This is a genomic window from Sinomonas sp. R1AF57, from assembly GCF_002224485.1.
GTDB classification, from domain to species: domain Bacteria; phylum Actinomycetota; class Actinomycetes; order Actinomycetales; family Micrococcaceae; genus Sinomonas; species Sinomonas flava.
Window position 1 is genome coordinate 1,380,922 of the sequence record NZ_CP022463.1, and the last position, 25,360, is coordinate 1,406,281.

Genomic DNA, 25,360 nt, shown 5'->3' on the forward strand with positions numbered 1-25,360 from the left:
GGATACCAGAAAGGTTGAAGGTAGTACCATTGGAAGGTTGGCAGCGCTCCGTCGGACCGCCGGACAGCCCGGACTCCTGACGATGCGACGGCCAGAGAACAGGAGGATGAGTGGCAGAAACAGCGGATATCCAGGGATTCGACACCACGTCGCCGAGGGCGGCGATCGAACGCAGCCGGCTCGGGGGAACCGAGCGTCGCCGGACCGGCGGGGGCGAGGGCCGGCCTCCAGTCTCCAGCGCCGAGCTGGGACGAGGGCCGGAGGAGTTCGGGGAGAGTCGGGGACCCAGGGTCCGCTGGAGGGTGTTCGTCATCTCCTCCGCCATCATCCTTGCCTTCTCGGTGTGCGCCATGGCGATGCCGGGGCACGCCGCCTCGACGATGCATGCGGTCGTCGAGTGGATCGCGACGAACCTCGGATGGTTCTACGTGCTGACCGTGACGCTCGTGATCCTGTTCGTGGTGTGGGTCGCGCTGTCCAAGGAGGGCAGCGTCCGGCTCGGCCCGGACCATTCGCGTCCGCAGTACCGCCTGTTCACCTGGGTGGCGATGCTCTTCGCGGCCGGAGTCGGCATCGACATGCTCTTCTACTCCGTCACGGGCCCGATCACCCAGTACATCGCGCCGCCCTCGGGCTCCGGCCAGACCCCTGAGGCCGCCCAGGATGCGGTCGTCTGGACGATGTTCCACTACGGGGTGGCCGGCTGGGCCATGTACGCGCTGCTGGGCATGGCCATGGGCTACTTTGCGTACCGGTGGGGCATGCCCCTGTCCATCCGAGCCGCCCTCTACCCCCTGCTGGGCAAGAGGGTGCGGGGAGCCATCGGCGACACGATCGACATCTTCGCGCTTGTCGGGACGGTCTTCGGGGTCGCGACGTCGATGGGCATCGGCGTGGTGCTGCTCAACGTCGGCTTCGCGACGCTGTTCGGGCTTGAGCAGGGCCTCGGCCTGCAGATCGCCCTCGTGGTGGTGGCTGTCGTCATGACGATCGCCGCCTGCACCTCGGGCGTGGACAAGGGGATCCGCCTCATCTCCGAGCTCAACCTCTGGAGCGCCGGTGCGCTCCTGCTGTACATCCTCGTGACCGGGCAGACCTCGTTCGTGCTCAACGCGACCGTGGAGAACATCGGCCGCTTCGTCGCCACGCTCCCGGGGCGCACGCTGCAGACCTTCGCCTACGAGGAGGGCGGTTCCTCCTGGATGGCGGTCTGGACGCTCTTCTTCTGGGCGTTCTGGCTCGCGTGGGGCCCGTTCGTGGGCCTGTTCCTGGCCCGCATCTCCCGCGGCCGGACGCTGCGCGAGTTCGTCATCGCGGCCATCACCGCGCCCGTGCTGTGCGACCTGCTCATCGTGGCGATCTTCGGCAACAGCGCCCTGTACGAGGTGATGCACGGCAACATGGACTTCGCGACCCTGGCGATGGAGAGCCCCGAGCAGGGCTGGTACGCCCTCCTGGAGAAGTTCCCCGGCGCGCCCTTCCTCATCGGCCTCGCGACGCTGTCCGGCCTGCTGTTCTACCTCACGAGTGCGAACTCCGGCGCCATGGTGATGTCCAACTTCTCGTCGTCGATCCCGGACCCGGGCCAGGACGGGGCGAAGTGGCTGCGCATCTTCTGGGCGGTGCTCACTGCCGTGCTCACCGTGGCCATGCTCATGGCCGGGGGTGTGACCACGATGGAGTATGCCACCCTGATCTTCGCGCTGCCGGTGACGGTCATCGCCTATCTCGTCATGGCGTCCTTCTCGAAGGCCCTCCGGATGGAACGCGCCGAGCGGGAGGGGCGCGCGCTGCGGAGCAGGTCCACGGCTGCGACCGGCGGCGCGGTGCCCGAGCGGAGCTGGCGCCAGCGGCTGGCCGGGCTCCGGTCCTATCCCTCGAAGAAGTCCGTGGCGCTGTTCATGGAGCGCACGGTGGAGCCGGCGCTGCGGGACGTCGCCCTCGAGCTCACCCAGCAGGGCTACGTGGCGAGCCTCGTCACCGCCGCGGGGGAGGGGACGGGCATCCCGACCCACACCCTCGTGGTCAGCATGGACGAGTACCGCAGCTTCCACTACGAGGTTGCGGCGGTCGCGGCGCCCGTGCCGATGTTCGGCGGCCGGGTGAACCAGGAGGAAGACGTCTACTACCGCCTCGAGGTTTTCACCCAGACCGGATCGGAGGGCTACGACCTCATGGGCGTGACCCGTCAGCAGGTCATCGACGACGTCCTGGACCGGTACGAGGCGCACCTGGGCTTCCTCGCGTACTCCGCCGAGCACTCCGCGGCATCGATGCTCACCCCGCCAGTCGACCTCACCACCGGCCAGGTCCCGAGCGTGCCGCTCGACGCCGAGCCGGAGAAGGCGCCCGCCTGAGCGGGGGCGCCCGGGACGCGCGGCACCCTACACCTCGGCGACCGCGGGCTCGTTGCGGAAGTGCCCGACGGCGATGAGCACAGCGCCGACCACGGCCCAGCCGGCCAGGACGAGCCATGGGAACTGCGCCGAGGCCTCCGGGAAGTAGGAGAGGTCGCGCAGGAGCGTGCCCGACGCGCCCGGGACGAGCCACTGCCCGACATCGCCCCACGGCGCCGGCAGGAACTCCTTGGGCTGGGTGAGCGACGAGAGGGGATTGCCGACGAAGAGCGTGATGACCGCGCCGAGGGCGAGGCCAGGCCGCCCCAGCAGCGCGTTGAGGCCCACGATGATCGCCGCGGTGGCGACGACCCCGAGGCCTATCGCCCCCGCGTTGGCCCAGAAGCTCCCCTGGAGTATGTGGAACCAGCCCTGCAGGATCCCCGCCAGGCCCAGCCCTGCCAGGACGCCGTAGGCGGTGATCGCACCGAGCCGGCGCCACGTCCCGGAGACGAGCAGCGAGATGAGCACGCCGCCGATCATCCCGCCCATGGCGAGCGGCAGGCCGGCGACGGCGAGCCCGGTGCCGCGGGGGTCGTCGGGGGAGAGGGGCGCGACGTCGGTCACCGCCACCGTGGGCGTCGCCGCCTGGGGCGCCTGTTGGGCCGCCGGGCTCTGCGGAGCCGCTGGCCCGGGGCCCTGGGCCGAGTGCTGCGCAGCCTGGCCGAGGGCCTCCTGCAGCCTGGCGATGACCTGCGCCTGGATCTGGGACTGCATCTGCTGGCCCACCTGGGTCAGGGCCTGCGCGGCGGCCGGGCTCGCGGCGCTCGCGATGAGTACCTCGGGTGCGTTCCCGAGGATGACCGCTCCGTAGGCCTCCTTCGTCCGGATGAGCTCCACCGCCTCGTCGCGGCTCGCCGCTGTCCGCACGTCGAGTGCGCCCGCGGGCGCCTTGGACGTGACCTGCGCGACTTGCTCCGGCGTGCCGACCGCAGCGACGGGCAGGTTCTGGACCTTTGCCGTGACGCTCGGCCATGCGAAGGCCAGGAGCACGATGCACACTGCGATGGCCGCGAGGACCGCCGTGCGGAGGGCGTGCCTCCATGGCGTGTGAGCGCCGCGGGCGGGGCCGTCCCGGTGCGCAGGGGCGCGTGGGGTGAGCGTTCTGGTGGACATGATCGCCCTCTCGCTAAAACGAATGCCTGTTCTCTATTGTCCTCAGGCGCCGCAATGCGTCAAGAATGATCATTCGTTTTCTTTGCGGTACCGTAGCCTCATGCCGAAAGTGAGCGAGGAGCACCGCGCGGCCATGCGCGAGCGGATCCAGGCGGCGGCCCTGGCCTGCGTCGCGGACAGGGGCTTCTCGAACGTGTCGATGGCGGACATCATCGCCGCGGCCGGTCTCTCCGCCGGCGCCGTGTACGTGTACTACCGCTCAAAAGAGGAGCTGGTCGTCGACGTCGGCCGCAGGGTCTTCGGCGAACGCATGACCGCGCTCGAGCAGCTCGGGGGCCACGACCCCGTTCCCCCTCCCGCCGAGGCCGTCACCGCCCTCATGAGAGGTCTGGCCAGCACCGACTTTTTTCCCGGGGTCGCCGTCCAGGTGTGGGGAGAGGCCGTGCGCAACGACGAGCTGGGCGCCATTGCCCGGGACATCATCGCCCAGATCCGCGCGCACATCGAGTACTATCTGACGGCGTGGCTCGCCGCCTCCCGGGGCCGGGCGGCCGACGCCGCAGCCTCCGAGGCGCGACGCCTCGCCCCCGCTGTCATGGGACTGATCCAGGGCTTCGCCGTCCAGGCCGCCCTCGGGGGCCCGGGGATCGAGGCGCGGTACGTCGAGTCGGCGCGGGCCCTACTCGCCAGCCTCTGACCGGCGCAGAATGTCCGAGTGGATCCACTCGCAGTCTTCACCCGCCTCATCATGGAGGGCTTCGCCACAGGCAACGACGCGGTGGTGCGCGGCGTGCGGGCCATGATCCCCGACGTCGCCTGCACGATCGATGACCAGGTCCTCGACGGGAACACCCTGTGGGTTCGCATGACGTCCAGGGGCACTCACTCCGTGCCCGTCATGGGACAGCCGCCCACGGGTTGCGAACTGGTGCTGACGGTCATCGACATCGCGAGCTTCGAGGGCGGCCGCATGGCGGAGCACTGGGGCGTGCCCGACCGCTTCGCGCTCATGCCCCAGGTAGGCGCGCTGCGCCGTCCGACGCCGGCGACGGACGCCTGATCACGGGCGATGACTGGCCGGACGGGCCCCCGTCAAGGAGCCACGCGGACCTCCTCCCGATTCGCGCGATCCGCCCTCGTCGGATATGCTGGAGCGGTTGCTTGGCCGGGCGCGAGAGCGAAAGTGATCGTGTTAGGCGTGCGATGTTCGGGCTGTAGCGCAGCTTGGTAGCGCACTTGACTGGGGGTCAAGGGGTCGCAGGTTCAAATCCTGTCAGCCCGACGAACAAGCCCCGGCGAGACGATGTCTCGCCGGGGCTTTTGGCGTCCTCCCCGGCGCGGACCGGGCCGTTGGTCCCTAGCCTGCCGCACACCGGGGGGCTTGACTGTGCGGAGGAGCCTCGAGGAGGGGCATCCCGAACGGGCCGACGCCGGGGGGACGACGCCGGCCCCACGACGCCGCTCACGGAGGTCAAGCAGTTGGCCTCCGGGGACGGTTCCGTGGACGGCAGGAGGGCGTATGCCGAGGTCGCGCGATCGGCTCAGCGCCCTCGACTCCCTGTTCCTGCGTCTGGAGACTGGGGCCCAGTCGCTGCACGTGGGCACCGTGCTCATCCTCGAAGGACCAGCCCCTAGCCCGGAGCAGTTCCGGCACCACGTCGCGGAGCGGGTCGCCTCCCTGCCGATCCTTGGCCGGCGTGTCCTGCCGATGCCCTTCGGGCTCGGACGTCCGATCTGGGTCGACGCCGAAGGATTCGACGCCTCCGACCATGTGCAGCACTACTGCCTCGACGAGCCGGGCTCGGACGACCAGCTCCGCGCCGCGGTGGCGTGCCTCATGGCTCCCCGGCTCGACCCGCGCCGCCCGCTGTGGGGAGTCTGGCAGGTCGACGGACTCGCGGGCGGGCGATGGGCTGCGGTGGCCAAGGCCCATCACACCATGGTCGACGGCCGGTCCGGCGTGGGCCTCGTGCAGGCGCTCCTGGCCGACGGCCCTGGCAGGGTTCCCGCTGCTGCCCCGGCCGCCCAGCCTCGGCCGAAGCCATCGACGGTCCAGCTCGCCGTCGACCTCCCCGTCTGGGCGGCCGGCCTCGCGCTGCGGACGCTCCGGCTCGCCGTGCGCTCGCTCCTGGCCCCCCGCGCCGCGCTGCAGAAGCTGCGGGCCGTCCGATTCGGACTGGCCCAGGTCATCCGCCCAGACCTTCCGCCGTCGGTCCTGAACGGCCCTCTGGGCGCCGAGAGGCTATGGGGATGGGCGACCGCCGACCTCGCCGCCGTCCAGCGGCGCGCACGCACCGCGGGCTGCACCGTGAACGACGTCTTCCTCGCAGCCTTGGCCGGCGCCTTCCGACGTTTCCTGCTGGACCGGGGAGAGGACCTCCGGACAGTGGTGCTCCGGACCATCGTGCCCGTTGCAGGCCCTGACCGACGCCGGCCTGGAGCGGTGCGCAATCTGACCTCGGCGATGTTCGTCGAGCTGCCCGTCCAGCTCGCCGACCCTGTGGCCCGGCTTGCCGCCGTCACGGCGCGGACCGCCGAGCAGAAGGCCCGGAGGGTGGCTGAGGCGACGGCCGCGTTCGCGGCCATGGCAGACCACATCCCCGCTCCGCTGCTGGCCCGTGCCGGCACCGCCTACGGCCGGTCCCGGCAGGGCAGGGTCAACGTCGCCGCGACCAACCTCCGCGGCCCCGGTCAGACCCAGTACCTGGCCGGCCGCCGCGTCCTCGCCGTCATCCCCTGGGTCCCGGTGGCCCTCGACGTCCGCGCCACGGCGGCGATGATCAGCTACGCCGGGGACCTGACCGTCGCCGTCACCACCGACGCCCAGGCCCTCCCCGACGCGGACCGCCTCGTCGCCGCCGTCGCGGAGGAGCTGGCGCTGCTCTCCGACGACTGACCTCACTCACCCGCACTCCTCCGGCTGGTGCTGCTTCCGCGGCGCGGCCTCCGCGACGCCGCGGCTTGAAACCCAGCCGTGAGCCAGCTTACTATCGATTGAGCGATATGCGAACGTGCGTTTCTAATATCGAACATATCAGCTAGCGGCGGCACATCGCCACCCCCACAGAGAAGTGAGGAAGACCGTGCAGTTCCACCATCACGGCTATGTCTCCACGGACCCGAAGGTCCAGCCCGCCGCCGGCGTCGGCCTCAACCGCCCCGAGGAGCTGCCGGACCAGGTCGACGTCCTGATCATCGGCACCGGTCCCGCGGGCATGATCACCGCGGCCCAGCTCTCGCAGTTCCCGGATGTGACCACGCGCATCATCGAGCGCCGGCCCGGCCGCCTTGAGATCGGTCAGGCCGACGGCATCCAGGCCCGCAGCGTCGAGACGTTCCAGGCGTTCGGCTTCGCCCCGGAGATCATCGCCGAGGCGTACCACATCACCGAGATGAACTTCTGGAGCCCGGACCCCGAGAACCCGCAGAACATCGTCCGCACCTCCCGCGCGGTCGACGACGAGATGGGCATCAGCGAGTTCCCGCACCTGATCGTCAACCAGGCCCGCGTCCTGGACTACTTCGCCGAGGTCATGAAGAACTCCCCGACCCGGATGACCCCGGACTACGGCTGGGAGTTCCTCGGCCTCGAGATCGGCGAGGGCGAGTACCCGGTGACCGTGCGGATCGTCGGCTCCGGTCCCGACAACCAAGGCCAGGAGCGCACCATCAGCGCCAAGTACGTCGTCGGCTCCGACGGCGCGCGCAGCAAGGTGCGCGACTCCATCGGCTGCGAGATGAGCGGCGACCGTGCCAACCACGCGTGGGGCGTCATGGACGTCCTTGCGAACACGGATTTCCCGGACATCCGCACGAAGTGCGCCATCCAGTCCCACGACGGCGGCAGCATCCTCCACATCCCGCGCGAGGGCGGCTACCTGTTCCGGATGTACGTGGACCTCGGCGTGGTGCCGGACGACGACCATGGCAAGATCCGCCAGACCCCGCTCGAGACCATCATCGAGAAGGCCAACAGGATCCTCCACCCGTACTCCGTGGACGTGAAGAGCGTCGCGTGGAGCAGCGTCTACGAGGTGGGCCACCGCGTGACCCACCGCTTCGACGACGTCCCCACCGAGCTGGCCGGCACCCGCACTCCGCGGGTCTTCATCACCGGCGACGCCTGCCATACGCACAGCGCCAAGGCCGGGCAGGGCATGAACGTGTCGATGCAGGACGGCTTCAACATCGGCTGGAAGCTGGGCCACGTCCTCGAGGGCCGCAGCCCCGAGAGCCTCCTCTCGACCTACACCGCCGAGCGCCAGGTCATCGCCCAGAACCTCATCGACTTCGACCGCACCTGGTCCTCCATGATGGCCAAGAAGCCCGAGGAGTTCGAGAACCCCCAGGAGCTCGCGGACTTCTACGTGCGCACCGCGGAGTTCCCCGCAGGGTTCATGACCGAGTACACGCACTCGATGATCGTGGGCGAGGCGAAGCACCAGGCGCTGGCCACCGGCTTCCCCATCGGCAAGCGCTTCAAGTCGGCCAAGGCCGTGCGCATCTCCGACACGAACCCGCTGCACCTCGGCCACCTCGCGGCCGCAGACGGGCGCTGGCGCATCTACGTCTTCGCCGACTCCGCCAAGCCGGGTGCGGACGACTCGACGCTCGCGAAGTTCGCCGACTGGCTCGCCGCCGACCCCGCCTCGCCGGTGGCCGCGACCCCCGAGGGCCTCGACCGCAACGCGTGGTTCGACGTCAAGGTGGTGTACCAGGCCGACCACCGCTCGTTCGACCTCAACGACGTCCCGGCGGTGTTCAAGCCGCAGGTGGGCCCGTTCCAGCTCAACGACCTCGAGAACGTCTTCGGCACCCTCAAGGACGAGGACATCTTCGAGGAGCGCGGGATCGACCGCGAGGGCGTGGTCGTGGTGGTGCGCCCGGACCAGTACGTGGCCAATGTCCTGCCCCTGTCTGCCACTGACGAGCTTGGGGAGTTCTTCGCAGGCGTCCTGGGGGCCAAGAAGGCCCAGACCGTCTGACAGAACGGCAGCGTGGCCCGGGCAGGTGCCTGGGCCACGCTGACCTTCGGCGGGTCTCGTTCCCTCGGCGGGTCTTGTCGAGGAATAGACGCGATCCGAAAAAGGTTGAGGCTTCACGTGAAAGCGTTCGGTTTCCTCTCCTTCGGCCACTACGGCGCGTTCCGCGGATCCGAGACCCGGGGGGCGGCGGACATGATCCGCCAGGCCCTCGACCTCGGAGTCGGCGCAGACGAGCTGGGCGTGAACGGCGCCTACTTCCGCGTCCACCACTTCGCCCCGCAGCAGGCGGCGCCGGTCCCGCTGCTGTCCGCGATCGCAGCCAGGACGAAGCACATCGAGGTCGGTACCGGGGTCATCGACATGCGGTACGAGAACCCCCTCTACCTGGCCGAGGAGCTCGCGGCGCTCGACATCATCAGCGCCGGGCGGATCGCGATCGGCGTGAGCCGAGGGTCGCCCGAGCCCGCCCTCCGCGGCTACGAGGCGTTCGGCTACACCGGATCGACGGACGAGCGCGGCGCCGACCTCGCGCGGCGGCACTTCGAGCTGTTCCTCAAGGCCATCGACGGGGAGGGCATCGCCCCTGCCGACCCGCGCCAGGCGCCGGCCGGGACCCTTCTGCCGGTCGAGCCGCACTCGCCCGGCCTCCGCGACCGGATCTGGTGGGGGAGCGGCACCCGCACCACCGCCGAGTGGACCGGGAAGCTGGGACTGAACATGATGAGCTCGACTCTCCTCACGGAGGCCACGGGTGTGCCGTTCCACGAACTCCAGCGCGAGCAGATCGACGCCTACCGGGCGGCGTACAAGGCGGCAGGCCACACCCGGCCGCCCCGCGTCTCGGTGAGCCGCAGCATCTTCCCGATCGTGAACTCGAAGGACGCCATGTACTTCGGGATGCGCACTGACGCCGACCAGATCGGGGTGATCGACGGCTTCCAGTCGACGTTCGGCAAGACCTACGCCGCAGAGCCGGACGACCTCATCGAGCAGCTCAGAGCCGACTCCGCCGTGATGGCTGCCGACACGGTCATGCTCACGGTCCCGAACCAGCTCGGGGTCGACTACAACCTCCACATCCTTGAATCGTTCGCGAAGCACGTCGCTCCCGAACTCGGCTGGAAGCCGAACACGGACGGCCCCGTCCAGGGCGATCCGGTGGACTGACCCTTCCCCTCGCCTCTGGCCGGACGCCTGCGTGCCCGATAGCGTGGCGGGATGGCAGACGTCCTCCTGTTCCATCATGCGCTCGGCCTCACGTCCGGCATCGCATCGTTCGCCGAGACGCTCCTCCGCAACGGCCACACCGTCACCACGCCTGACCTGTTCGACGGCAGGACTTTCGCCACCGTGGAGGAGGGGGTCGCGCATGCCCAGTCCATCGGCATCGGCGAGCTCATCGCCCGGGGCGAGCAGGCGGCGTCGTCCATGCCGGAGAACCTTGTCTACGCCGGATTCTCCCTCGGCGTCCTCCCGGCGCAGAAGCTCGCCCAGACGCGCCCGGGTGCAGCCGGGGCGCTCTTCTTCTACTCGTGCCTCCCACTCACGGAATTCGGAAGCGCGTGGCCGAAGGGCGTTCCCGTGCAGGTCCACGCCATGGACCATGACCCTCTGTTCATGGAGGAGGGGGATCTCGAGGCGGCGCGGGATCTCGTCTCGCAGGCCGACTCCGGCGAGCTCTTCCCCTATCCCGGCGACCAGCACTACTTCGCCGAGCCGATGCTGCCGAGCTTCCGGCCGGAGCAGGCGGCCCTCCTCGCTGAGAGGGTCCTGGCGTTCCTGGACGCGGTCGGGCCGCCAACGCAATCCTGACAGGGCGACGGGCGCGAGCGTCGAGTCCGGTCCGGGCGCGGTCCGTCCGGACACGGCTCAGAACGCCTCGAGGAGCCGCCGCGCAACGTCGTCCGGCGAGGGCATCGCGGCGATCTCCGTGGCGACCGCCGCGGCAGCGTCCCGGAATCGGTGGTCCCCGAGCAGCCGCCCGACGGCGGCTGCGATCCCCTCAGGGGTGTCCGCATCGGGACGCAGGCCGATTCCGGAATCCGTGACTGCCGCGGCATTGACGAAGTGGTCGGCGCCCTGCGGTACCACCAGCTGTGGTATGCCGTGCTGCGCGGCCGCGAGCATGGTGCCCGACCCGCCATGGTGCACGATCGCGTCCACGGTCGGAAGCACGAGGGCCTGTGGCACGAACCTGTGCACCTTCACGGAGTCGGGCACCGGGCCCAGAGCGGCGGGGTCGCCGTCCGCCCCGCACGCCACGAGCACCTCGGCGCCCGTCCGCGCAGCTCCGAGGACCGCCGTCCGCAATGAGCCGGCTGTGTTGAAGACGGTGCCCAGGCTCACGAAGACCCGCTGCCGGCCGCCAGCCGGCCGTGCCAGGAGTGATGTCTCGAACGACGGCGCGCGCTCGGCCCAGGCGGCGGTCCGGATCGGGACCCGCGCGGCCGGAAGCCCCGCGACGCCCTGCAGCGTGACGGGGAAGGGGTCGACGTAGCCGGCCCCCACGTCCAGTGCCGGCTGCGGCTCTCCAAGCGCCCACGGTGGACGCGGGTCGTCGCCGAGCGCGGCGCGGGCCACGCTCCGAATGGTCCCGACGAAGGGCGCCCAGCGGACGATTCCGAAGGTGTAGGACGGGACCCCCAGCTCGTCCGCAACGATGCCCGCCGCAGGGAACAGGGCTTCGTGCACCACGGCGTCCGGCTTCTCACGGGCCCATGACTGCCGGAGCTGGGGCGCGGCTGCGCGGGGAACCACGGCGCCGAAGAGCGCGGGCGCCCAGCGGCCGGCGGGGTCGTCCCTCACTGCCGGGAACTCGGACACGACCGCACGGGTAAGATCCTTGAGCGAGGTCAGCCCGGGCGGAAGCGACCGCGTCGTGGGCACCGGAAGACGCCCGAGGAACGGCTCGCCTACCGCGATGTGGACGTCCGCCCCCGCGCGCACCAAGGCCTCCGCCAGGGGCATGAGCGGATACAGGTGCCCGAACGCGGGAGCGGTGGCGAGGACGATCCTTGGCCTGTCAGGCACTGGCGGTCTTGCCTTCCTCTGCACCCTCTGTCCCGTCGCCCACAGTGCCATGATGACAGAGGTCACAGCGCCGGCGGCGGCAGAAGGAATAGACTCGTCTGCTGCGTGGGCAGAGCTGCCCCCGCAGAGAAGAGGGATCAGGTGCACGAGCGAATCCGCCACGCCGGGATGCTGCAGAAGAGAATGAGTCCGGAGCAGGCGGCGGCCCTGATCAGGCCCGGCATGACCGTGGCGATGAGCGGCTTCACGGGCGCCGGCTACCCGAAGGCCGTGCCCCAGGCGCTCGCGGCCCACATGGAGGCGGCGCACTCGGCCGGGGAGCAGTTCAAGATCAAGGTCCTCACGGGCGCGTCGACGGCCCCGGAGCTCGACGGCGTGCTCGCCAAGGCGGACGGCATGGAGCTTCGGCTTCCGTACATGTCCGACCCGGCGCTGCGGAAGCGGATCAACGACGGCGAGCTGGACTACATGGACATCCACCTGAGCCACGTCGCCCAGCACACGTGGTTCGGCTTCTACGGCGACGTGGATGTCGCCGTCGTCGAGGTGGTCGGCATCCTCGAGGACGGGCGTCTCATCCCGTCCTCCTCGGTGGGCAACAACAAGACCTGGCTCGACATGGCCAGCAGGGTGATCCTCGAGGTCAACTCCCGCCAGCCGGCCGCCATGGAGGGCATGCACGACGTCTACTACGGCACGGCCCTGCCGCCGAACCGCCGCCCGGTCCCGATTCTCGCCCCCAGCGACCGGATCGGCGAGCCGTACCTCCGGGTCGACCCCGAGAAGGTCGTCGCTGTCGTCGAGACCGACGCCCCGGACCGGCTCTCAGGCTTCAGCGCCCCCGACGAGGCGTCCCGCGCCATCGCGGCGCACCTTCTGGACTTCTTCGACCATGAGGTCCGCCGCGGTCGGCTCGGCGAGCGACTCCTGCCCCTTCAGTCGGGGGTGGGCAACATCGCCAACGCGGTCCTCGCCGGCCTCGCCGAGGGCGGCTACCGGGGCCTGAGCGCCTACACCGAGGTCATCCAGGACGGCATGCTCGGCCTGGTCAAGGACGGCACGATCGAGTTCGCGTCCGCCACCTCGTTCTCCCTCAGTGAGGACGGCGTCGCGGACTTCACCGCCAACGTCGACCTCTACCGCGAGCGCATCCTCCTGCGCACGCAGGAGATCTCGAACCATCCGGAGGTGGTTCGGCGGCTGGGGTGCATCGCGCTGAACGGCATGATCGAGGCGGACATCTACGGCAACGTCAACTCGACCCACGTCGCGGGGAGCGCCGTGATGAATGGGATCGGCGGCTCGGGCGACTTCGCGCGCAACGGCTTCCTGAGCGTGTTCATGTCCCCGTCGACGGCGAAGGGCGGGAAGATCTCGGCGATCGTGCCGATGGCCAGCCACGTGGACCACACCGAGCACGACACGATGATCCTCATCACCGAACAGGGCCTCGCCGACCTGCGCGGCCTCGCCCCCAAGCAGCGTGCACGAGCCGTGATCGCCCGGTGTGCCCACCCGGAGTACCGCCCCGCCCTCGAGGACTACTTCGAGCGCGCGCTCCGGGACAGCTACGGCAAGCACACGCCACACCTGCTGGGGGAGGCGCTCTCGTGGCACGAGCGGTTCGTCTCCACGGGGGACATGCGCCCCGCGGCGCCCGACCCTGCTATTTGAGGAACTTGGAGGTCCGCCGGTCCGCCAGCGGCTTGCCGCCCGTCTGGCAGGTCGGACAGTACTGGAGCGCGGAGTCCGAGAAGGAGACCTCGAGGATGGTGTCACCGCACACGGGACAGGGCTCTCCGGCGCGGCGGTGCACCCGCATGGTCCGCCGCTTCTCGTCCTTGAGCTCCTCGGGGGCGTGCCCCATCGCCTCGGCGACCGCGTCGGAGAGGACCCGGCGGAGCGCCTCGTAGAGGCGTTCCGCGGTGGCATCGTCCAGCGTGGAGGCGATCGCGAACGGCGAGAGCCTGGCCGCGTGCAGGATCTCGTCGCTGTAGGCGTTGCCGATCCCCGCAATGGCCTTCTGGCTGCGCAGGAGGCCCTTGATCTGCTGCTTGTGCGAGGCCAGGATCTTCCGGAAGGCCTCGAAGGTGAAGGTGTCCTCGAGCGGCTCCGGGCCGAGCTCCGCGATCGCCGGCACATCCTCGAGCCGTCGGACGATGTACACGGCGAGCCGCTTCCACGTGCCCGCCTCGGTCAGCTCGATTCCGGTCTCCTCGCGCCCGGCACCGGTGTCCCGGACGAACCCGAAGCGCGCCGCGATGTACCCCTTGCCTCGCGGCATCGTCGGCTCGGGAAGGTGGTCCAGCACGCGCACCCACCCGCTGAGGGAAAGATGCACGACGACGGCGACCGGGCCGGCGTCGTCCTCCCCGCCGCCCGCGGTGCCCGGGCCTGGCGAGGTGAGCACGACGAGGAGCTTGCCCCGCCGCGCCACGCCCTCGACACGCCGGCCGAGGAGGAAGGCGTACGGCGGGTCGGCCGTCTTGAGGGCGTTGACCGAGCCGATGGAGACGTGTTCGATCACCGACCCGGCGAGGCGCTCGTCGAGCGCTGCTGCCAGTGCTGTGACTTCGGGGAGTTCCGGCACGGTGCCTCCTGGTGCCCGGCGGTGGGGGACCCCTCCATGGTGGCAGGAAAACGCCACGGGGCAGGGGAACACTGTGCCTATACTTTCAGCGACACCGCACCCAGAGGCTCCGGCAGCGGGGCCCGACGCCGACGAAAGGGCTCCTCATGAGCAACGTCCCCTCTGAGCTGTCGTACACCGCCGAGCACGAGTGGATCTCGATGGAACCCGGCGACGGGGTGGTGCGCATCGGCATCACCGACTTCGCCCAGGACGCCCTCGGGGACGTGGTCTACGTCCAGATGCCCGAAGTGGGCACCGAGGTGAGCGCCAACGCCGTCGTGGGCGAGGTCGAGTCGACCAAGAGCGTGAGCGACATCTACGCCCCCGTCTCCGGCAAGGTCGTGGCCCGCAACGAGGCGCTCGACGGCGATCCCGCCCTCGTGAACTCGGATCCCTACGGCGAGGGCTGGCTCATCGAGGTGCAGCTTTCGGACGACTCCGAGACGGACAAGCTGCTCAGTGCCGCCCAGTACGAACAGCAGGTAGGGTAGTTTTCTGAATCCGGGACGAGCGAGGAGGAACCGATGGTGAGCGACGAGCGTCGAGACATCGGCGCCGACGAGGCAACGCAGCGACAGGAAGCGGCGAACGAGACGACGTCGATCCAGCTTCCACCCATCTCGGGGGAGCCGACGATGGCGCCTGCGCTGAGCTCCGAGGAGGCAGGTGCTGTTGCTGCACTGCCCTTCGGCTCCGCTCTCCTCGTTGCCCACAGCGGCCCCAACTCCGGCGCCCGGTTCCTCCTCGACTCCGATGTCACGACGGTGGGGCGCCACCCGGACGCGGACATCTTCCTCGACGACGTCACGGTGTCCCGCCGCCATGCGGAGTTCCGGAGGGTCGGGCGCGGGTTCGAGGTCGTGGACGCCGGGAGCCTCAACGGGACCTACGTCAACCATGACCGTGTCGACCAGGTGACGCTGCGAAACGGGTCGGAAGTGCAGATCGGCAAGTTCCGGCTCACGTTCTATCTCAGCCCCGCACAGAACCCGGTGCGGCCAACCGCCTAAGGGGGCGGATCATGGCAGCTGCGCAGACCGAGCGGAGGGGCTCGGGCGCCCTCAACATCGGCGAGGTCCTGGCCACTCTGGCAGAGGAGTTCCCGTCGATGACGGCGTCCAAGATCCGCTTCCTCGAGGACAAGGGACTCATCGCCCCGCACCGCACGCCCGCCGGGTACCGGCAGTACAGCCAGGGCGACGTCGAACGGCTGCGCTTCGTGCTGGCGCTCCAGCGGGACCAGTACCTCCCGCTGAAGGTCATCAAGGACTACCTCGATGCGATCGACCGAGGCGAACGGCCGGAGGGACTGCCCCCGGGGGTGAGCGTGGCGCCGCGTGCGGTCTCGGAGGAGCTCTCCGCGCACCTGAGCACGACGCGTCCGCGCTCCCTGTCCGAGGCACAGCTGCGGGCAGAGTCAGGGGCCAGCGTCGCCCTCGTCGAGGCGATGGTCAGCTATGGCCTCGTGGAGTCGGCCGACGGCCGCTTCGACGAGCACGCGCTTCAGGTGGCCCGCGCGTGCGTCGCGCTCGAGGACCACGGTCTCGAGCCGCGCCACCTGCGGCCGTTCCAGGCCTCGGCTGAGCGCGAGGTGGGACTCATCGAGCGTGTCGTGGCTCCGATGGCCTCGCGCCGGGACACCGATGCGCGGGCGAGGGCGGCCGAGGAGGCCCGCGAGCTCAGCGAAGTGTTCCTCACCCTGCACCGCGCCCTCGTGCACGGTCTCATCACGAGGATGGATGGCTGATGATCGAAGTCGAAGTCGTGGGAGTGCGCATCGAGCTCCCCTCCAACCAGCCCCTCGTGCTCCTGAAGGAAGCCCACGGGGAACGCCACCTGCCCATCTGGATCGGCACGGCGGAGGCCAGCGCCATCGCCCTCGCGCAGCAGCACGTCGTCCCCCCGCGCCCGCTGACCCATGACCTCCTCGTCAACGTGGTCCACGGGCTCGGCCGGCAGGTGGTCAGTGCGACGATCGTCGCGGTCGAGGACAGCGTCTTCTACGCCCAGCTCGGGTTCGACGACGGGACGACCATCGAGTCCCGCGCCTCCGACGCCCTCGCCGTCGCGCTCCGGGTGAACTGCAGGATCTGGTGCGCCGACGCGGTCCTCGAGGAGGCGGGGGTCCAGCTCGCCGAGGGCAGCGAGGAGGGAACCGAAGAGGCTGCGCCGACCGTTGAGGAGGAGAGCGAGCTGCGCCGCTTCCGCGAGTTCCTGGCCGATGTCGAGCCGGAGGACTTCGACGAATGACCCTTCTCCGCTCCCTTCCCGGGGCGGAGACCCCGACACGCCTCGGCCCGTGAGCCAGATGTCTTTGCTTTCGCCCCGGCGCAGTTCTAACGTCGGTAGAGACAGGTTCCCATTGCATCCCGGGCGGCCAGAGGCGACACTGGAGACTGCACTCCGACTGTAATTACAGTAGTGCGCTTTATGACGATCCCCTCGGTGTGGCGATTCCCCAGGGGAGCCGTGAAGGAGGGTTTTGTGAGTCCCAAGGGAGAGCACGGAGAGCTCGGGCAGATACACGCCCCGGGCGCGGACGTGCCGGTTGGCACGCAGGGTCTCCTCTTCGACGATGACCTGCCCGAGCTTGACGAAGAGGCGGGCTACCGCGGCCCGACCGCATGCAAGGCAGCCGGCATCACCTACCGGCAGCTGGACTACTGGGCCCGCACGGGTCTCGTCGAGCCGACCGTGCGTGGGGCCGCGGGGAGCGGCTCCCAGCGGCTGTACGGCTTCCGCGACATCCTCGTCCTCAAGGTGGTCAAGCGCCTCCTCGACACGGGAGTGTCGCTCCAGCAGATCCGCTCCGCCGTGGGCCACCTGCGGGAGCGGGGCGTCGAGGACCTCGCGCAGATCACGCTCATGAGCGATGGCGCCTCGGTCTACGAGTGCACCTCCGCCGACGAGGTCATCGATCTGGTCCAGGGCGGCCAGGGCGTCTTCGGCATTGCCGTGGGCCGCGTGTGGCGCGAGGTCGAGGGGAGCCTTGCGGAACTTCCGAGTGAGCACGCTGCCGATCAGACGTTTCCCGGTGATGAACTGAGCAAGCGCCGCGCGGCGCGCAAGACCGGCTGAACCAACGCTCCGACGCACGACGCCGAAGGGTCGCCTCCCGCGGGAGGCGACCCTTCGGCGTCGTACGCGTTCGGGGGCAACAGGCCCCTGCGCGTTCGGTGGAGACTAGCGCATCGCCGCCCGCGGGCGGAGCTCCCGGCTGGGGGAGAGGATCGAGGTGAGCAGCTCGTCGTAGATGGCCGCCGTGCCGCGGGCCGCTTCCCCCGGCCAGTGGTGGACGGCGTGGGCGGCCCCCTGGATCTGCTGCCAGTTGGCGAGCTCGGGGACGTGCGGGCTCAGGAGCAGCGGCCCGAACATCTGCCTCATCTCCTCGAGCCGGTAGCCGTGCTCAGTGGAGGATGGGCGCACGCGGTTGGCGACGATCCCGGCCGGTGAGAGCCGCGGCGCGTACTCCTGCTTGAAGACCTGGATGGCGCGCAGGGTGCGCTCCGTCCCGGCGACCGAGAACAGGCCGGGCTCGGCGACGAGGAGCACGCGGTTGCTCGCCGACCACGCCATGCGGGTCAGGCCGTTGAGCGACGGCGGGCAGTCGACGAGGACCAGTCCGTAGCCCTCGACCCCGTTCAGGACCATGTCGAGCCGGCGCAGGTCTCTGCGCCCGAGGTCGGGACGGTCGTAGACGGAGCTGAGCGAGCCCCCGTACGCGACGTCGAGCACGCGGTTCTGGCGGCCAGCCAGCGCGGCCGCGCGCCGGACCCAGGCGCTGGGGACCACGTTGTCCTCGAGGAAGGCCCTCCGCGGCGACTTCAGCATCCTGCCGATCTCGAGCTTGCCGTCGGCCGCGACTCCCAGCGCGGTGGAGGCGTCAGCATGCGGGTCCAGATCCACCACGAGGGTGGGGATGCCGGCTGCGAGGGCCGCCGAGGCGAGCCCTGTCGTCACCGAGGTCTTCCCGACTCCGCCCTTGAGGCTGCTGATGCTGACTACTTGCACTGGAGGATCCACTACCTTTTCGCTCGCCGACTCCCCATCATCTTAGTGGGACCGCTCCGGGCTTTCGGGCCGTCCCACACCATGAGATATGACGTAGCGTGATTCAGGGCACAGAACGTTGTCCTGATACTTTGACCGCATAGACACTAGGCACCACCTAGACCAGTCCTGCGTTGCGACAACAGGAGTCCCATGTTCTCCAAAATTCTGGTAGCGAACCGCGGTGAAATCGCCATCCGCGCGTTCCGTGCCGGCTACGAGCTCGGTGCCAAGACAGTTGCGGTATTCCCCCACGAGGACCGCAACTCCATCCACCGCCAGAAGGCGGACGAGGCCTACCTCATCGGTGAGGAAGGCCATCCAGTCCGTGCGTACCTCGATGTCAACGAGATCGTCCGCGTGGCCAAGGAGGCAGGCGCGGACGCCATCTACCCCGGCTACGGCTTCCTCTCGGAGAACCCCGAGCTCGCCCGCGCCGCCGAGGGCGCCGGCATCACGTTCGTCGGCCCGCCGGCCGAGGTCCTCGAGCTGGCCGGCCACAAGGTCCATGCCCTGGAGGCGGCCCGCAAGGCCGGCATCCCGGTGCTGCGGTCCTCCAAGCCGAGCTCGGACGCCGAGGAACTGCTGAAGGAGGCCGACGAGATCGGCTTCCCGATCTTCGTCAAGGCCGTCGCTGGCGGCGGCGGCCGAGGCATGCGCCGCGTCGACACGCGGGAGGCACTGCCCGAATCGCTCAACGCGGCGATGCGTGAGGCCGACGCCGCGTTCGGTGACCCGACGGTGTTCCTGGAGCAGGCCGTCCTGCGCCCGCGGCACATCGAGGTGCAGGTCCTGGCCGACGCCGAGGGCAACGTGGTGCACCTGTTCGAGCGCGACTGCTCGCTCCAGCGCCGGCACCAGAAGGTCATCGAGATCGCCCCCGCGCCCCAGCTGGACGAGTCGATCCGCCAGGCGCTCTACGCGGACGCCATCAAGTTCGCCAAGGCCCTCGGCTACGTCAACGCGGGCACGGTCGAGTTCCTTGTCGACACCGTGGGCGAGCGGGCGGGCCAGCATGTGTTCATCGAGATGAACCCGCGCATCCAGGTCGAGCACACCGTCACCGAGGAAGTCACCGACGTCGACCTCGTCCAGGCGCAGCTCCGCATCGCGTCTGGGGAGACCCTCGAGGACCTCGGGCTGACCCAGGACAAGATCCACCTCAAGGGCGCCGCCCTCCAGTGCCGCATCACCACCGAGGACCCGGCCAACGGCTTCCGCCCCGACGTCGGCAAGATCACCGGCTACCGCTCCGCGGGCGGGGCCGGCGTGCGCCTCGACGGCGGCACGATCTACCAGGGCGCCGAGATCAGCCCGCACTTCGACTCGATGCTCGTCAAGCTCACCTGCCGCGGCCGTGACTACGCCACCGCCGTCAAGCGCGCCCGCCGGGCCCTGGCAGAGTTCCGCATCCGCGGTGTCTCCACGAACATCCCGTTCCTCCAGGCTGTCCTCGACGACGACGACTTCGTGGCCGGCAACGTCGCGACCTCGTTCATCGACGAGCGCCCCGAGCTGCTGAAGGCGCGTTCGTCCGCGGACCGTGGCACCAAGCTGCTCACCTGGCTGGCCGACGTCACCGTCAACAAGCCCAATGGCGAGGCGCGCGTCCTCACCGATCCGCGGGACAAGCTCCCCAAGGTGAACCTGGCGGACGCGCCGGCCGGCTCCCGGCAGCGGCTCCTCGAGCTCGGCCCCGAGGGCTTCGCCAAGGCTCTGCGCGAGCAGAACGCCGTCGCCGTCACCGACACGACGTTCCGTGACGCCCACCAGTCGCTCCTGGCCACCCGCGTCCGCACCCGTGACCTCGTGGCCGCAGGCCCGGCCGTCTCGGTGCTCACCCCGCAGCTCCTCTCGGTCGAGGCCTGGGGCGGGGCGACCTACGACGTCGCGCTCCGTTTCCTCGGCGAGGACCCCTGGCAGCGCCTCGCCTCGCTGCGCGCCGCGATCCCGAACATCTGCATCCAGATGCTCCTGCGCGGCCGCAACACAGTCGGGTACACCCCGTACCCCGAGGAGGTCACGGTCGCCTTCGTCAAGGAGGCCGCCGCGAGCGGCATCGACATCTTCAGGATCTTCGATGCACTCAACGACGTGAACCAGATGGCCCCCGCGATCAAGGCCGTCCGCGACACCGGAACCGCGGTGGCCGAGGTCGTCCTGTGCTACACGGGCGACCTGCTCGACCCGGCCGAGGACCTCTACACGCTCGAGTACTACCTCGACCTCGCCCAGAAGATCGTCGACGCCGGCGCGCACATCATCGCGATCAAGGACATGGCAGGGCTCCTGCGCCCTGCCGCGGCCGCGAAGCTCGTGAGCGCCCTGCGCGAGCGGTTCGACCTGCCGGTCCACCTGCACACGCACGACACGGCCGGCGGCCAGCTCGCCACGCTGCTCGCGGCGGTCGAGGCCGGGGTCGACGCCGTCGACGTCGCCTCGGCGCCGCTCGCGGGCACGACGAGCCAGCCTTCGGCCTCGGCGCTGGTGGCGGCCCTCGCGCACACCCCGCGCGACACGGGCATCTCGCTCGCCAATGTCGACGCTCTCGAGCCGTACTGGGAGGCCGTGCGCCGCGTGTACGCGCCGTTCGAGTCCGGGCTCCCGGGCCCGACGGGCCGTGTCTACCAGCACGAGATCCCCGGCGGCCAGCTCTCGAATCTCCGCCAGCAGGCCATGGCCCTCGGCCTGGCCGAGCGCTTCGAGGCCATCGAGGACATGTACTCGGCTGCGGACAAGATCCTGGGCCGCCTGGTGAAGGTCACGCCGTCCTCCAAGGTCGTGGGCGACCTCGCCCTCCACCTCGTGGGCCTCGGCGCGGACCCGGAGGACTTCCGCGAGAACCCGCAGAAGTACGACATCCCGGATTCCGTCATCGGGTTCCTCGGCGGCGAGCTCGGCGACCCGCCGGGGGGCTGGCCCGAGCCGTTCCGCACGAAGGCGCTCCAGGGCCGCACAGTGAAGGTGCGCGAGGAGACCCTCAGCGAGCAGGACTCCGCGGCCCTCGCAGGCGACTCGGCGTCGCGTCGGGCAACGCTCAACCGGCTGCTGTTCCCCGGGCCGACCAAGGAGTACCTGTCGAGCCGGGAAGCGTACGGCAACCTCGCCGTCCTCGACACGCGCGACTACCTCTACGGGCTGCAGCGCGGCCGCGAGCACGTGATCGAGCTCGAGAAGGGGGTGCGCCTCATCGCCCAGCTCGAGGCCATCTCCGAGCCGGACGAGAAGGGCATGCGCACGGTCATCGCCACGCTCAACGGCCAGTCGCGGCCCGTCGCGGTGCGCGACCGCTCCGTCCAGAGCAACGTCAAGCAGGCCGAGAAGGCGGACTCGACCAACCCGGGCCACGTGGCCGCGCCGTTCGCCGGCGCAGTGACGGTGACGGCGAAGGAAGGCGACATCGTCCAGGCCGGCGATTCCGTCGCGACGATCGAGGCCATGAAGATGGAGGCCTCGATCACGACGCCGGTCGCCGGCAAGGTAGCTCGCGTCGTCGTCGGCGGCGTCGAGCAGGTGCAGGGCGGGGACCTCCTCCTCGTCGTCGGCGCCGAGTAGTACAGGACAAGGGCGGCGCTGGGCGGCGCTGGATGGAACAGCGGACCGGGCCCCGGGGGGCCCGGTCCGCTGCCTGTTCCTGCCCTGAGGCTAGACTGGGGCGCGTTCCGAGCGCGGGCGGCGATGCCGCCTGCCCAGCCACGAGTCGAACGGGAGCCCATGACCGAGCCGAGCAAGCCCCAGACGGCCGAGCACGCCGAGACGCCCGCTGAGGACGACGCCCAGCCCAGCACAGGCGCGCCCACCGGTGACGCCCGCCCCGCCGCCGACGCCCAGCCCACTCCGGACGATGAGTCAACGCGCGGGGGCGAGGGTCCGGCTGCCGAGGACGGCTCAGAGGAGAGCGCGGCGCACGCGGGCCCCGGGGGAGAGCCCGCCACGGTGGACGTCGTGACGGTGGCGGACGCCCAGGACAGGACGAGCGCGGAGTCGCTCACGCCGCTCACCGCCCTGACGACGGCATCGGCCGCGGTCGCAGTCCCGCCCGTGCCCACGCAGCCGCCGGGCCAGCGCGACGAGCAGGAACGGGCGACTGCGACCGCGGCCTGGCTCGCGGAACACCCGCTCGTCACCGCGGGCCCCGCTCCCGCCGCCCCTGAGGACCCCGCCCCGGGCTTCGTGCCCACCGGCAGCCAGGACGAGGCCGCCGAACCCGAACAGCCTGCACAGGTGAGCGAGCGGCGGGCCCGCGCGGAAGGGCCGGAGCTGGCCGCGTCGCTCACATCCGACCGGCTCGTGGCCAGGAGCGCTGCCCCTCCGGCGTCGGGGTGGCGGCGGTGGCTGTACTACGCGACGCTCGGCTCCGTGAACGTGGGCGACTCGGACGCCGTCCGGCTCCAGCGCGCCCTCGAACGCCGGATCGCTGTCCGGCTCGGCGACGAGACCCGGTACGTGCCGATCCTGTCTCGGAAGGGCGGCGTGGGGAAGACAACCGTCACGACGCTCCTCGGGATGGCCCTCGCGGACCTCCGCGAGGATCGGGTGATCGCGATGGACGCGAACCCGGATCGGGGCACCCTCTCGGACCGCAACCCCGGCCGCGCCACCCACACGGCGCGCCAGCTCGTGAAGGACCGCTTCGAGGTGAACTCGTTCACGCAGCTCTCGACCTACACCGCCCGTGAGGGCTCACGGCTCGACGTCCTCGCCTCCGATTCAGACCCGATGGTCGCGCATGCCTTCAACGACGCCGACTACCGGGCGGTGACGGACATCCTGGGCCGCTACTACTCGATCGTCCTGACGGATTCAGGCACGGGCATGGTGCATTCGGTGATGCAGGGGACGCTCGAGAAGGCCGACGCCGTCGTGCTGGTCTCCGGGGGCAGCGTCGACGAGGCGAGGCTCGCCTCGGAGACGCTCTCGTGGCTCGAGGCACATGGGCGGGACGATCTCGTGCAGAAGGCGATCGTCGTCGTGAACATGTCCGCGGGGGACGGGACGCGCGTCAACGTCGACGAGATCGAGGACCACTTCCGCACGCGGGTCAGGGATGTGGTGCGGATCCCGCACGACCGGCACCTCGCCGAAGGGTCGCAGGTCGACTTCGCCAAGCTCCGGCCGGCCACCCGCGAGGCCGCCGTGGAGCTCGCGGCGCTCGTCGTCGAACGCCTCGCCGCCGCGTAGCCGGGGCTGCGCGGCGGCGGGGCAGCTCAGACGGTGGTGGGCTTGGGCGCGGAGTAGATCTCCTCGACGTACTGGCCGAAGTCCTCCATGACCTGGGCGCGCTTGACCTTGAGCGACGGCGTGAGGTGCCCGGAGTCCTCGGTGAAGTCCGTCGGCACGACGCGGAACGACTTGATTGCCTCGGCCTTCGACACGCTCGCGTTCGCCCGGTCGATCACGGACTGCACGTGTGCGAGGACGGCGGGATGGGTCGACGCCTCGACGATCGAGAGGGCGGCAGGCTGCCCGTTGCGCTCGAGCCAGCCGGGGAGGGCATCGGCATCGAGCGTCACGAGTGCGCCGATGAACGGCCGGTTGTCGCCCACCACCACGACCTGTGAGACGACGGCGTCCGCGCGGATCTGGTCCTCGAGGTGCGCCGGCGCGACGTTCTTGCCGCCTGCGGTCACGATGATGTCCTTCTTGCGGCCTGTGATGCGGAGGTAGCCGTCGCCGTCGAGCTCGCCGATGTCCCCCGTGCGGAACCAGCCGTCGGTGAAGGTCTGCGCATGGAGCTGGGGGAGATTGTGGTACCCCCGCATGACGCAGACGCCCTTGGCGAGGATCTCCCCGTCGTCCGCGATCCGCACAGCGTTGCCGGGGAGCGGGGCGCCCACGGTGCCGATCTTGATGAGTCCGGGGGTGTTGACCGTGATCGGGGCGGTGGTCTCGGTGAGGCCGTAGCCCTCGAGGACCGTGAGCCCGATGCCGTGGAAGAAGTGGCCGAGGCGCTCGCCGAGCGGGCCGCCCCCGGAGACGGCGTATCTGATGTGGCCGCCCATGGCGGCGCGAAGCTTCCGGTAGACCAGCAGGTCGAAGGCCGCGTGCTGCAGCCTCAGGCCGAGCGAGGGCCTGCCGTTGTCGGCGTGGGCCTTGGACCAGGCGATCGCGGTGTCGGCCGCCCGGTGGAAGATCTTGCCCTTCCCGCCGTCCTCGGCCTTGGTCAGCGCTGAGTTGTAGACCCGTTCGAAGACGCGCGGGACCGCGAGGATGAACGTCGGCTCGAAGCTCTGGAGGTCGGCCAAGAGGTTCTTGATGTCCGGCGTGTGGGCCACCTTGCACCCGGCCGCGACGCTGAGCACGGAGATGAACCGGGCGAAGACGTGGGCCAGGGGCAGGAACATGATCGTCCTGGCGCCGGGCTGCTGGACCACCTCGGAGAGCGCCGCGGCCGAGTTCTCGGACAGCGCGACGAAGTTGCCGTGGGTGAGCTCGCAGCCCTTCGGTTTGCCGAGGGTGCCCGAGGTGTAGATGATCGTCGCCAGGCTGTCCAGCGTCGCCGCGCTGCGGCGCGCCTCGAGCTCGTCGTCCGAGACCTTGGCCCCCGCGGCCCTGAGCGCGTCGAGGCTTGCCGGCGTCAGCTGCCACACATGGCGGACCGCGTCCAGCCCCTCGGACTCGACGGCCTGCCGGATGGCGTCCTCATGGTGCGCGGTTTCCCCGAAGGCGGCGACTGCCGCTGAATCGCCGAGGTTCCATGCAATCTGGGTGGGCGAGGACGTCTCATAGATCGGGACCGACACGGCGCCCGCGAACCAGATGGCGAAGTCGACGAGCGACCACTCGTAGCAGGTGCGCGCCAGGATGCCGACCCGGTCTCCGGGCCCGATTCCCTCGGCGATGAGGCCCTTGGCGATCCGGGACACGTCCTCGCGGAACTCGCGGGCCGTGATGTCCTGCCACACCCCCTGCGCATCCCGCCTCGCGAAGAGCGGCGGGTTGGCGGGCTTCTCGGCCTGCTCGACCACGAAGTCGGTGATGTTGGCGGCAACGGGCTGGGGAATGAGGGGAGCTACGGTCTTCTCGCGCACGATTTCTCCTTTGTGTCTCCCGGTGCGTGGGAGATGGCTTAACCATATCCAAGGCCCTCAGACGGGTTGTGCCGTGGATCACGGTGTTTTGCTACTGGCCAGTAACTTTAGTCGGGGACG

The 25,360-nt window shown here is 70.1% G+C and carries 20 protein-coding genes and 1 tRNA gene; 16 read left to right on the forward strand and 5 right to left on the reverse strand.

Annotation, left to right across the window (positions count from 1 at the left end):
• Positions 1–110: 110 nt before the first annotated feature.
• Positions 111–2,357 (forward strand): choline BCCT transporter BetT, encoded by a 2,247-nt coding sequence (betT, locus tag CGQ25_RS06335; RefSeq protein WP_208712310.1) that lies wholly within the window; start codon positions 111–113, stop codon positions 2,355–2,357.
• Between the two features lie 27 nt (positions 2,358–2,384).
• Here betT and CGQ25_RS06340 read toward each other — a convergent pair whose 3' ends face one another.
• The gene (locus tag CGQ25_RS06340; protein WP_208712311.1) at positions 2,385–3,512 is read right to left on the reverse strand and encodes an ABC transporter permease; all 1,128 of its coding nucleotides are present in this window, start codon (positions 3,510–3,512) and stop codon (positions 2,385–2,387) included.
• Between the two features lie 100 nt (positions 3,513–3,612).
• Here CGQ25_RS06340 and CGQ25_RS06345 point away from each other — a divergent pair, with 100 nt between their 5' ends.
• The 7 genes from CGQ25_RS06345 to CGQ25_RS06375 all read left to right on the forward strand — a co-directional run bounded on the left by CGQ25_RS06345 (position 3,613) and on the right by CGQ25_RS06375 (position 10,309).
• Entirely contained in the window at positions 3,613–4,209 is a 597-nt protein-coding gene (locus tag CGQ25_RS06345) for a TetR/AcrR family transcriptional regulator (protein ID WP_208712312.1), read from the forward strand.
• A gap of 18 nt (positions 4,210–4,227) precedes the next feature.
• Positions 4,228–4,572 (forward strand): ester cyclase, encoded by a 345-nt coding sequence (locus CGQ25_RS06350; RefSeq protein ID WP_208712313.1) that lies wholly within the window; start codon positions 4,228–4,230, stop codon positions 4,570–4,572.
• 148 nt (positions 4,573–4,720) lie between these two features.
• Positions 4,721–4,794: transfer RNA gene (locus CGQ25_RS06355), tRNA-Pro, on the forward strand.
• Positions 4,795–5,031: 237 nt separating this feature from the next.
• A complete protein-coding gene (locus CGQ25_RS06360; protein WP_208712314.1) occupies positions 5,032–6,408 on the forward strand; it encodes a wax ester/triacylglycerol synthase family O-acyltransferase in 1,377 nt (458 codons plus the stop codon).
• Positions 6,409–6,595: 187 nt separating this feature from the next.
• Positions 6,596–8,497 (forward strand): FAD-binding monooxygenase, encoded by a 1,902-nt coding sequence (locus CGQ25_RS06365; protein ID WP_208712315.1) that lies wholly within the window; start codon positions 6,596–6,598, stop codon positions 8,495–8,497.
• A 117-nt stretch (positions 8,498–8,614) separates the two neighbouring features.
• Positions 8,615–9,664, forward strand: coding sequence for an LLM class flavin-dependent oxidoreductase (locus CGQ25_RS06370; protein ID WP_208712316.1), 1,050 nt, complete (start codon positions 8,615–8,617; stop codon positions 9,662–9,664).
• Positions 9,665–9,715: 51 nt separating this feature from the next.
• On the forward strand, positions 9,716–10,309 hold the full coding sequence (locus tag CGQ25_RS06375) for a dienelactone hydrolase family protein (protein ID WP_208712317.1): 594 nt from the start codon (positions 9,716–9,718) through the stop codon (positions 10,307–10,309).
• Positions 10,310–10,366: 57 nt separating this feature from the next.
• On the opposite strand, the gene CGQ25_RS06380 is transcribed toward CGQ25_RS06375, so the two are convergent.
• Positions 10,367–11,527, reverse strand: a complete 1,161-nt coding sequence (locus CGQ25_RS06380; protein ID WP_208712318.1) for a glycosyltransferase — start codon at positions 11,525–11,527, stop codon at positions 10,367–10,369.
• Between the two features lie 141 nt (positions 11,528–11,668).
• On the opposite strand from CGQ25_RS06380, the gene CGQ25_RS06385 reads away from it, so the two are divergent.
• Positions 11,669–13,201, forward strand: coding sequence for an acetyl-CoA hydrolase/transferase family protein (locus CGQ25_RS06385; protein ID WP_208712319.1), 1,533 nt, complete (start codon positions 11,669–11,671; stop codon positions 13,199–13,201).
• On the opposite strand, the gene CGQ25_RS06390 is transcribed toward CGQ25_RS06385, so the two are convergent.
• Entirely contained in the window at positions 13,194–14,117 is a 924-nt protein-coding gene (locus CGQ25_RS06390; RefSeq protein ID WP_208712320.1) for an Fpg/Nei family DNA glycosylase, read from the reverse strand. The genes CGQ25_RS06385 and CGQ25_RS06390 overlap by 8 nt on opposite strands.
• Positions 14,118–14,263: 146 nt before the next feature.
• Between CGQ25_RS06390 and gcvH the strand changes: the two genes are divergently transcribed.
• From gcvH to CGQ25_RS06415, 5 genes are all read left to right on the forward strand, one after another.
• Positions 14,264–14,650: a glycine cleavage system protein GcvH gene (gene gcvH / locus CGQ25_RS06395; protein ID WP_208712321.1), complete on the forward strand. Its 387-nt coding sequence runs from the start codon at positions 14,264–14,266 to the stop codon at positions 14,648–14,650.
• A gap of 33 nt (positions 14,651–14,683) precedes the next feature.
• Complete coding sequence (locus CGQ25_RS06400; RefSeq protein ID WP_208712322.1) at positions 14,684–15,169, forward strand: FHA domain-containing protein; 486 nt, start codon at positions 14,684–14,686, stop codon at positions 15,167–15,169.
• Between the two features lie 11 nt (positions 15,170–15,180).
• Positions 15,181–15,906 carry a MerR family transcriptional regulator gene (locus CGQ25_RS06405; RefSeq protein WP_208712323.1) on the forward strand — a complete coding sequence of 242 codons (726 nt, stop codon included), beginning with the start codon at positions 15,181–15,183 and terminating at the stop codon, positions 15,904–15,906.
• Positions 15,906–16,409: a bifunctional nuclease family protein gene (locus CGQ25_RS06410; RefSeq protein WP_208712324.1), complete on the forward strand. Its 504-nt coding sequence runs from the start codon at positions 15,906–15,908 to the stop codon at positions 16,407–16,409. Before CGQ25_RS06405 ends, CGQ25_RS06410 begins: the two co-directional genes overlap by 1 nt.
• Positions 16,410–16,643: 234 nt before the next feature.
• The gene (locus CGQ25_RS06415; protein ID WP_208712325.1) at positions 16,644–17,237 is read left to right on the forward strand and encodes a MerR family transcriptional regulator; all 594 of its coding nucleotides are present in this window, start codon (positions 16,644–16,646) and stop codon (positions 17,235–17,237) included.
• A gap of 105 nt (positions 17,238–17,342) precedes the next feature.
• On the opposite strand, the gene CGQ25_RS06420 is transcribed toward CGQ25_RS06415, so the two are convergent.
• Positions 17,343–18,170 (reverse strand): ParA family protein, encoded by an 828-nt coding sequence (locus CGQ25_RS06420; RefSeq protein ID WP_208712326.1) that lies wholly within the window; start codon positions 18,168–18,170, stop codon positions 17,343–17,345.
• 192 nt (positions 18,171–18,362) lie between these two features.
• Here CGQ25_RS06420 and CGQ25_RS06425 point away from each other — a divergent pair, with 192 nt between their 5' ends.
• Together CGQ25_RS06425 and CGQ25_RS06430 are read left to right on the forward strand one after the other, a co-directional pair.
• A complete protein-coding gene (locus CGQ25_RS06425) occupies positions 18,363–21,764 on the forward strand; it encodes a pyruvate carboxylase (RefSeq protein WP_208712327.1) in 3,402 nt (1,133 codons plus the stop codon).
• Between the two features lie 159 nt (positions 21,765–21,923).
• Positions 21,924–23,390 (forward strand): MinD/ParA family protein, encoded by a 1,467-nt coding sequence (locus CGQ25_RS06430; RefSeq protein ID WP_208712328.1) that lies wholly within the window; start codon positions 21,924–21,926, stop codon positions 23,388–23,390.
• Positions 23,391–23,416: 26 nt separating this feature from the next.
• Here the strand turns inward: CGQ25_RS06430 and CGQ25_RS06435 are convergent, their stop codons facing one another.
• Positions 23,417–25,240: a long-chain fatty acid--CoA ligase gene (locus CGQ25_RS06435; protein WP_208712329.1), complete on the reverse strand. Its 1,824-nt coding sequence runs from the start codon at positions 25,238–25,240 to the stop codon at positions 23,417–23,419.
• Positions 25,241–25,360 lie beyond the last annotated feature (120 nt).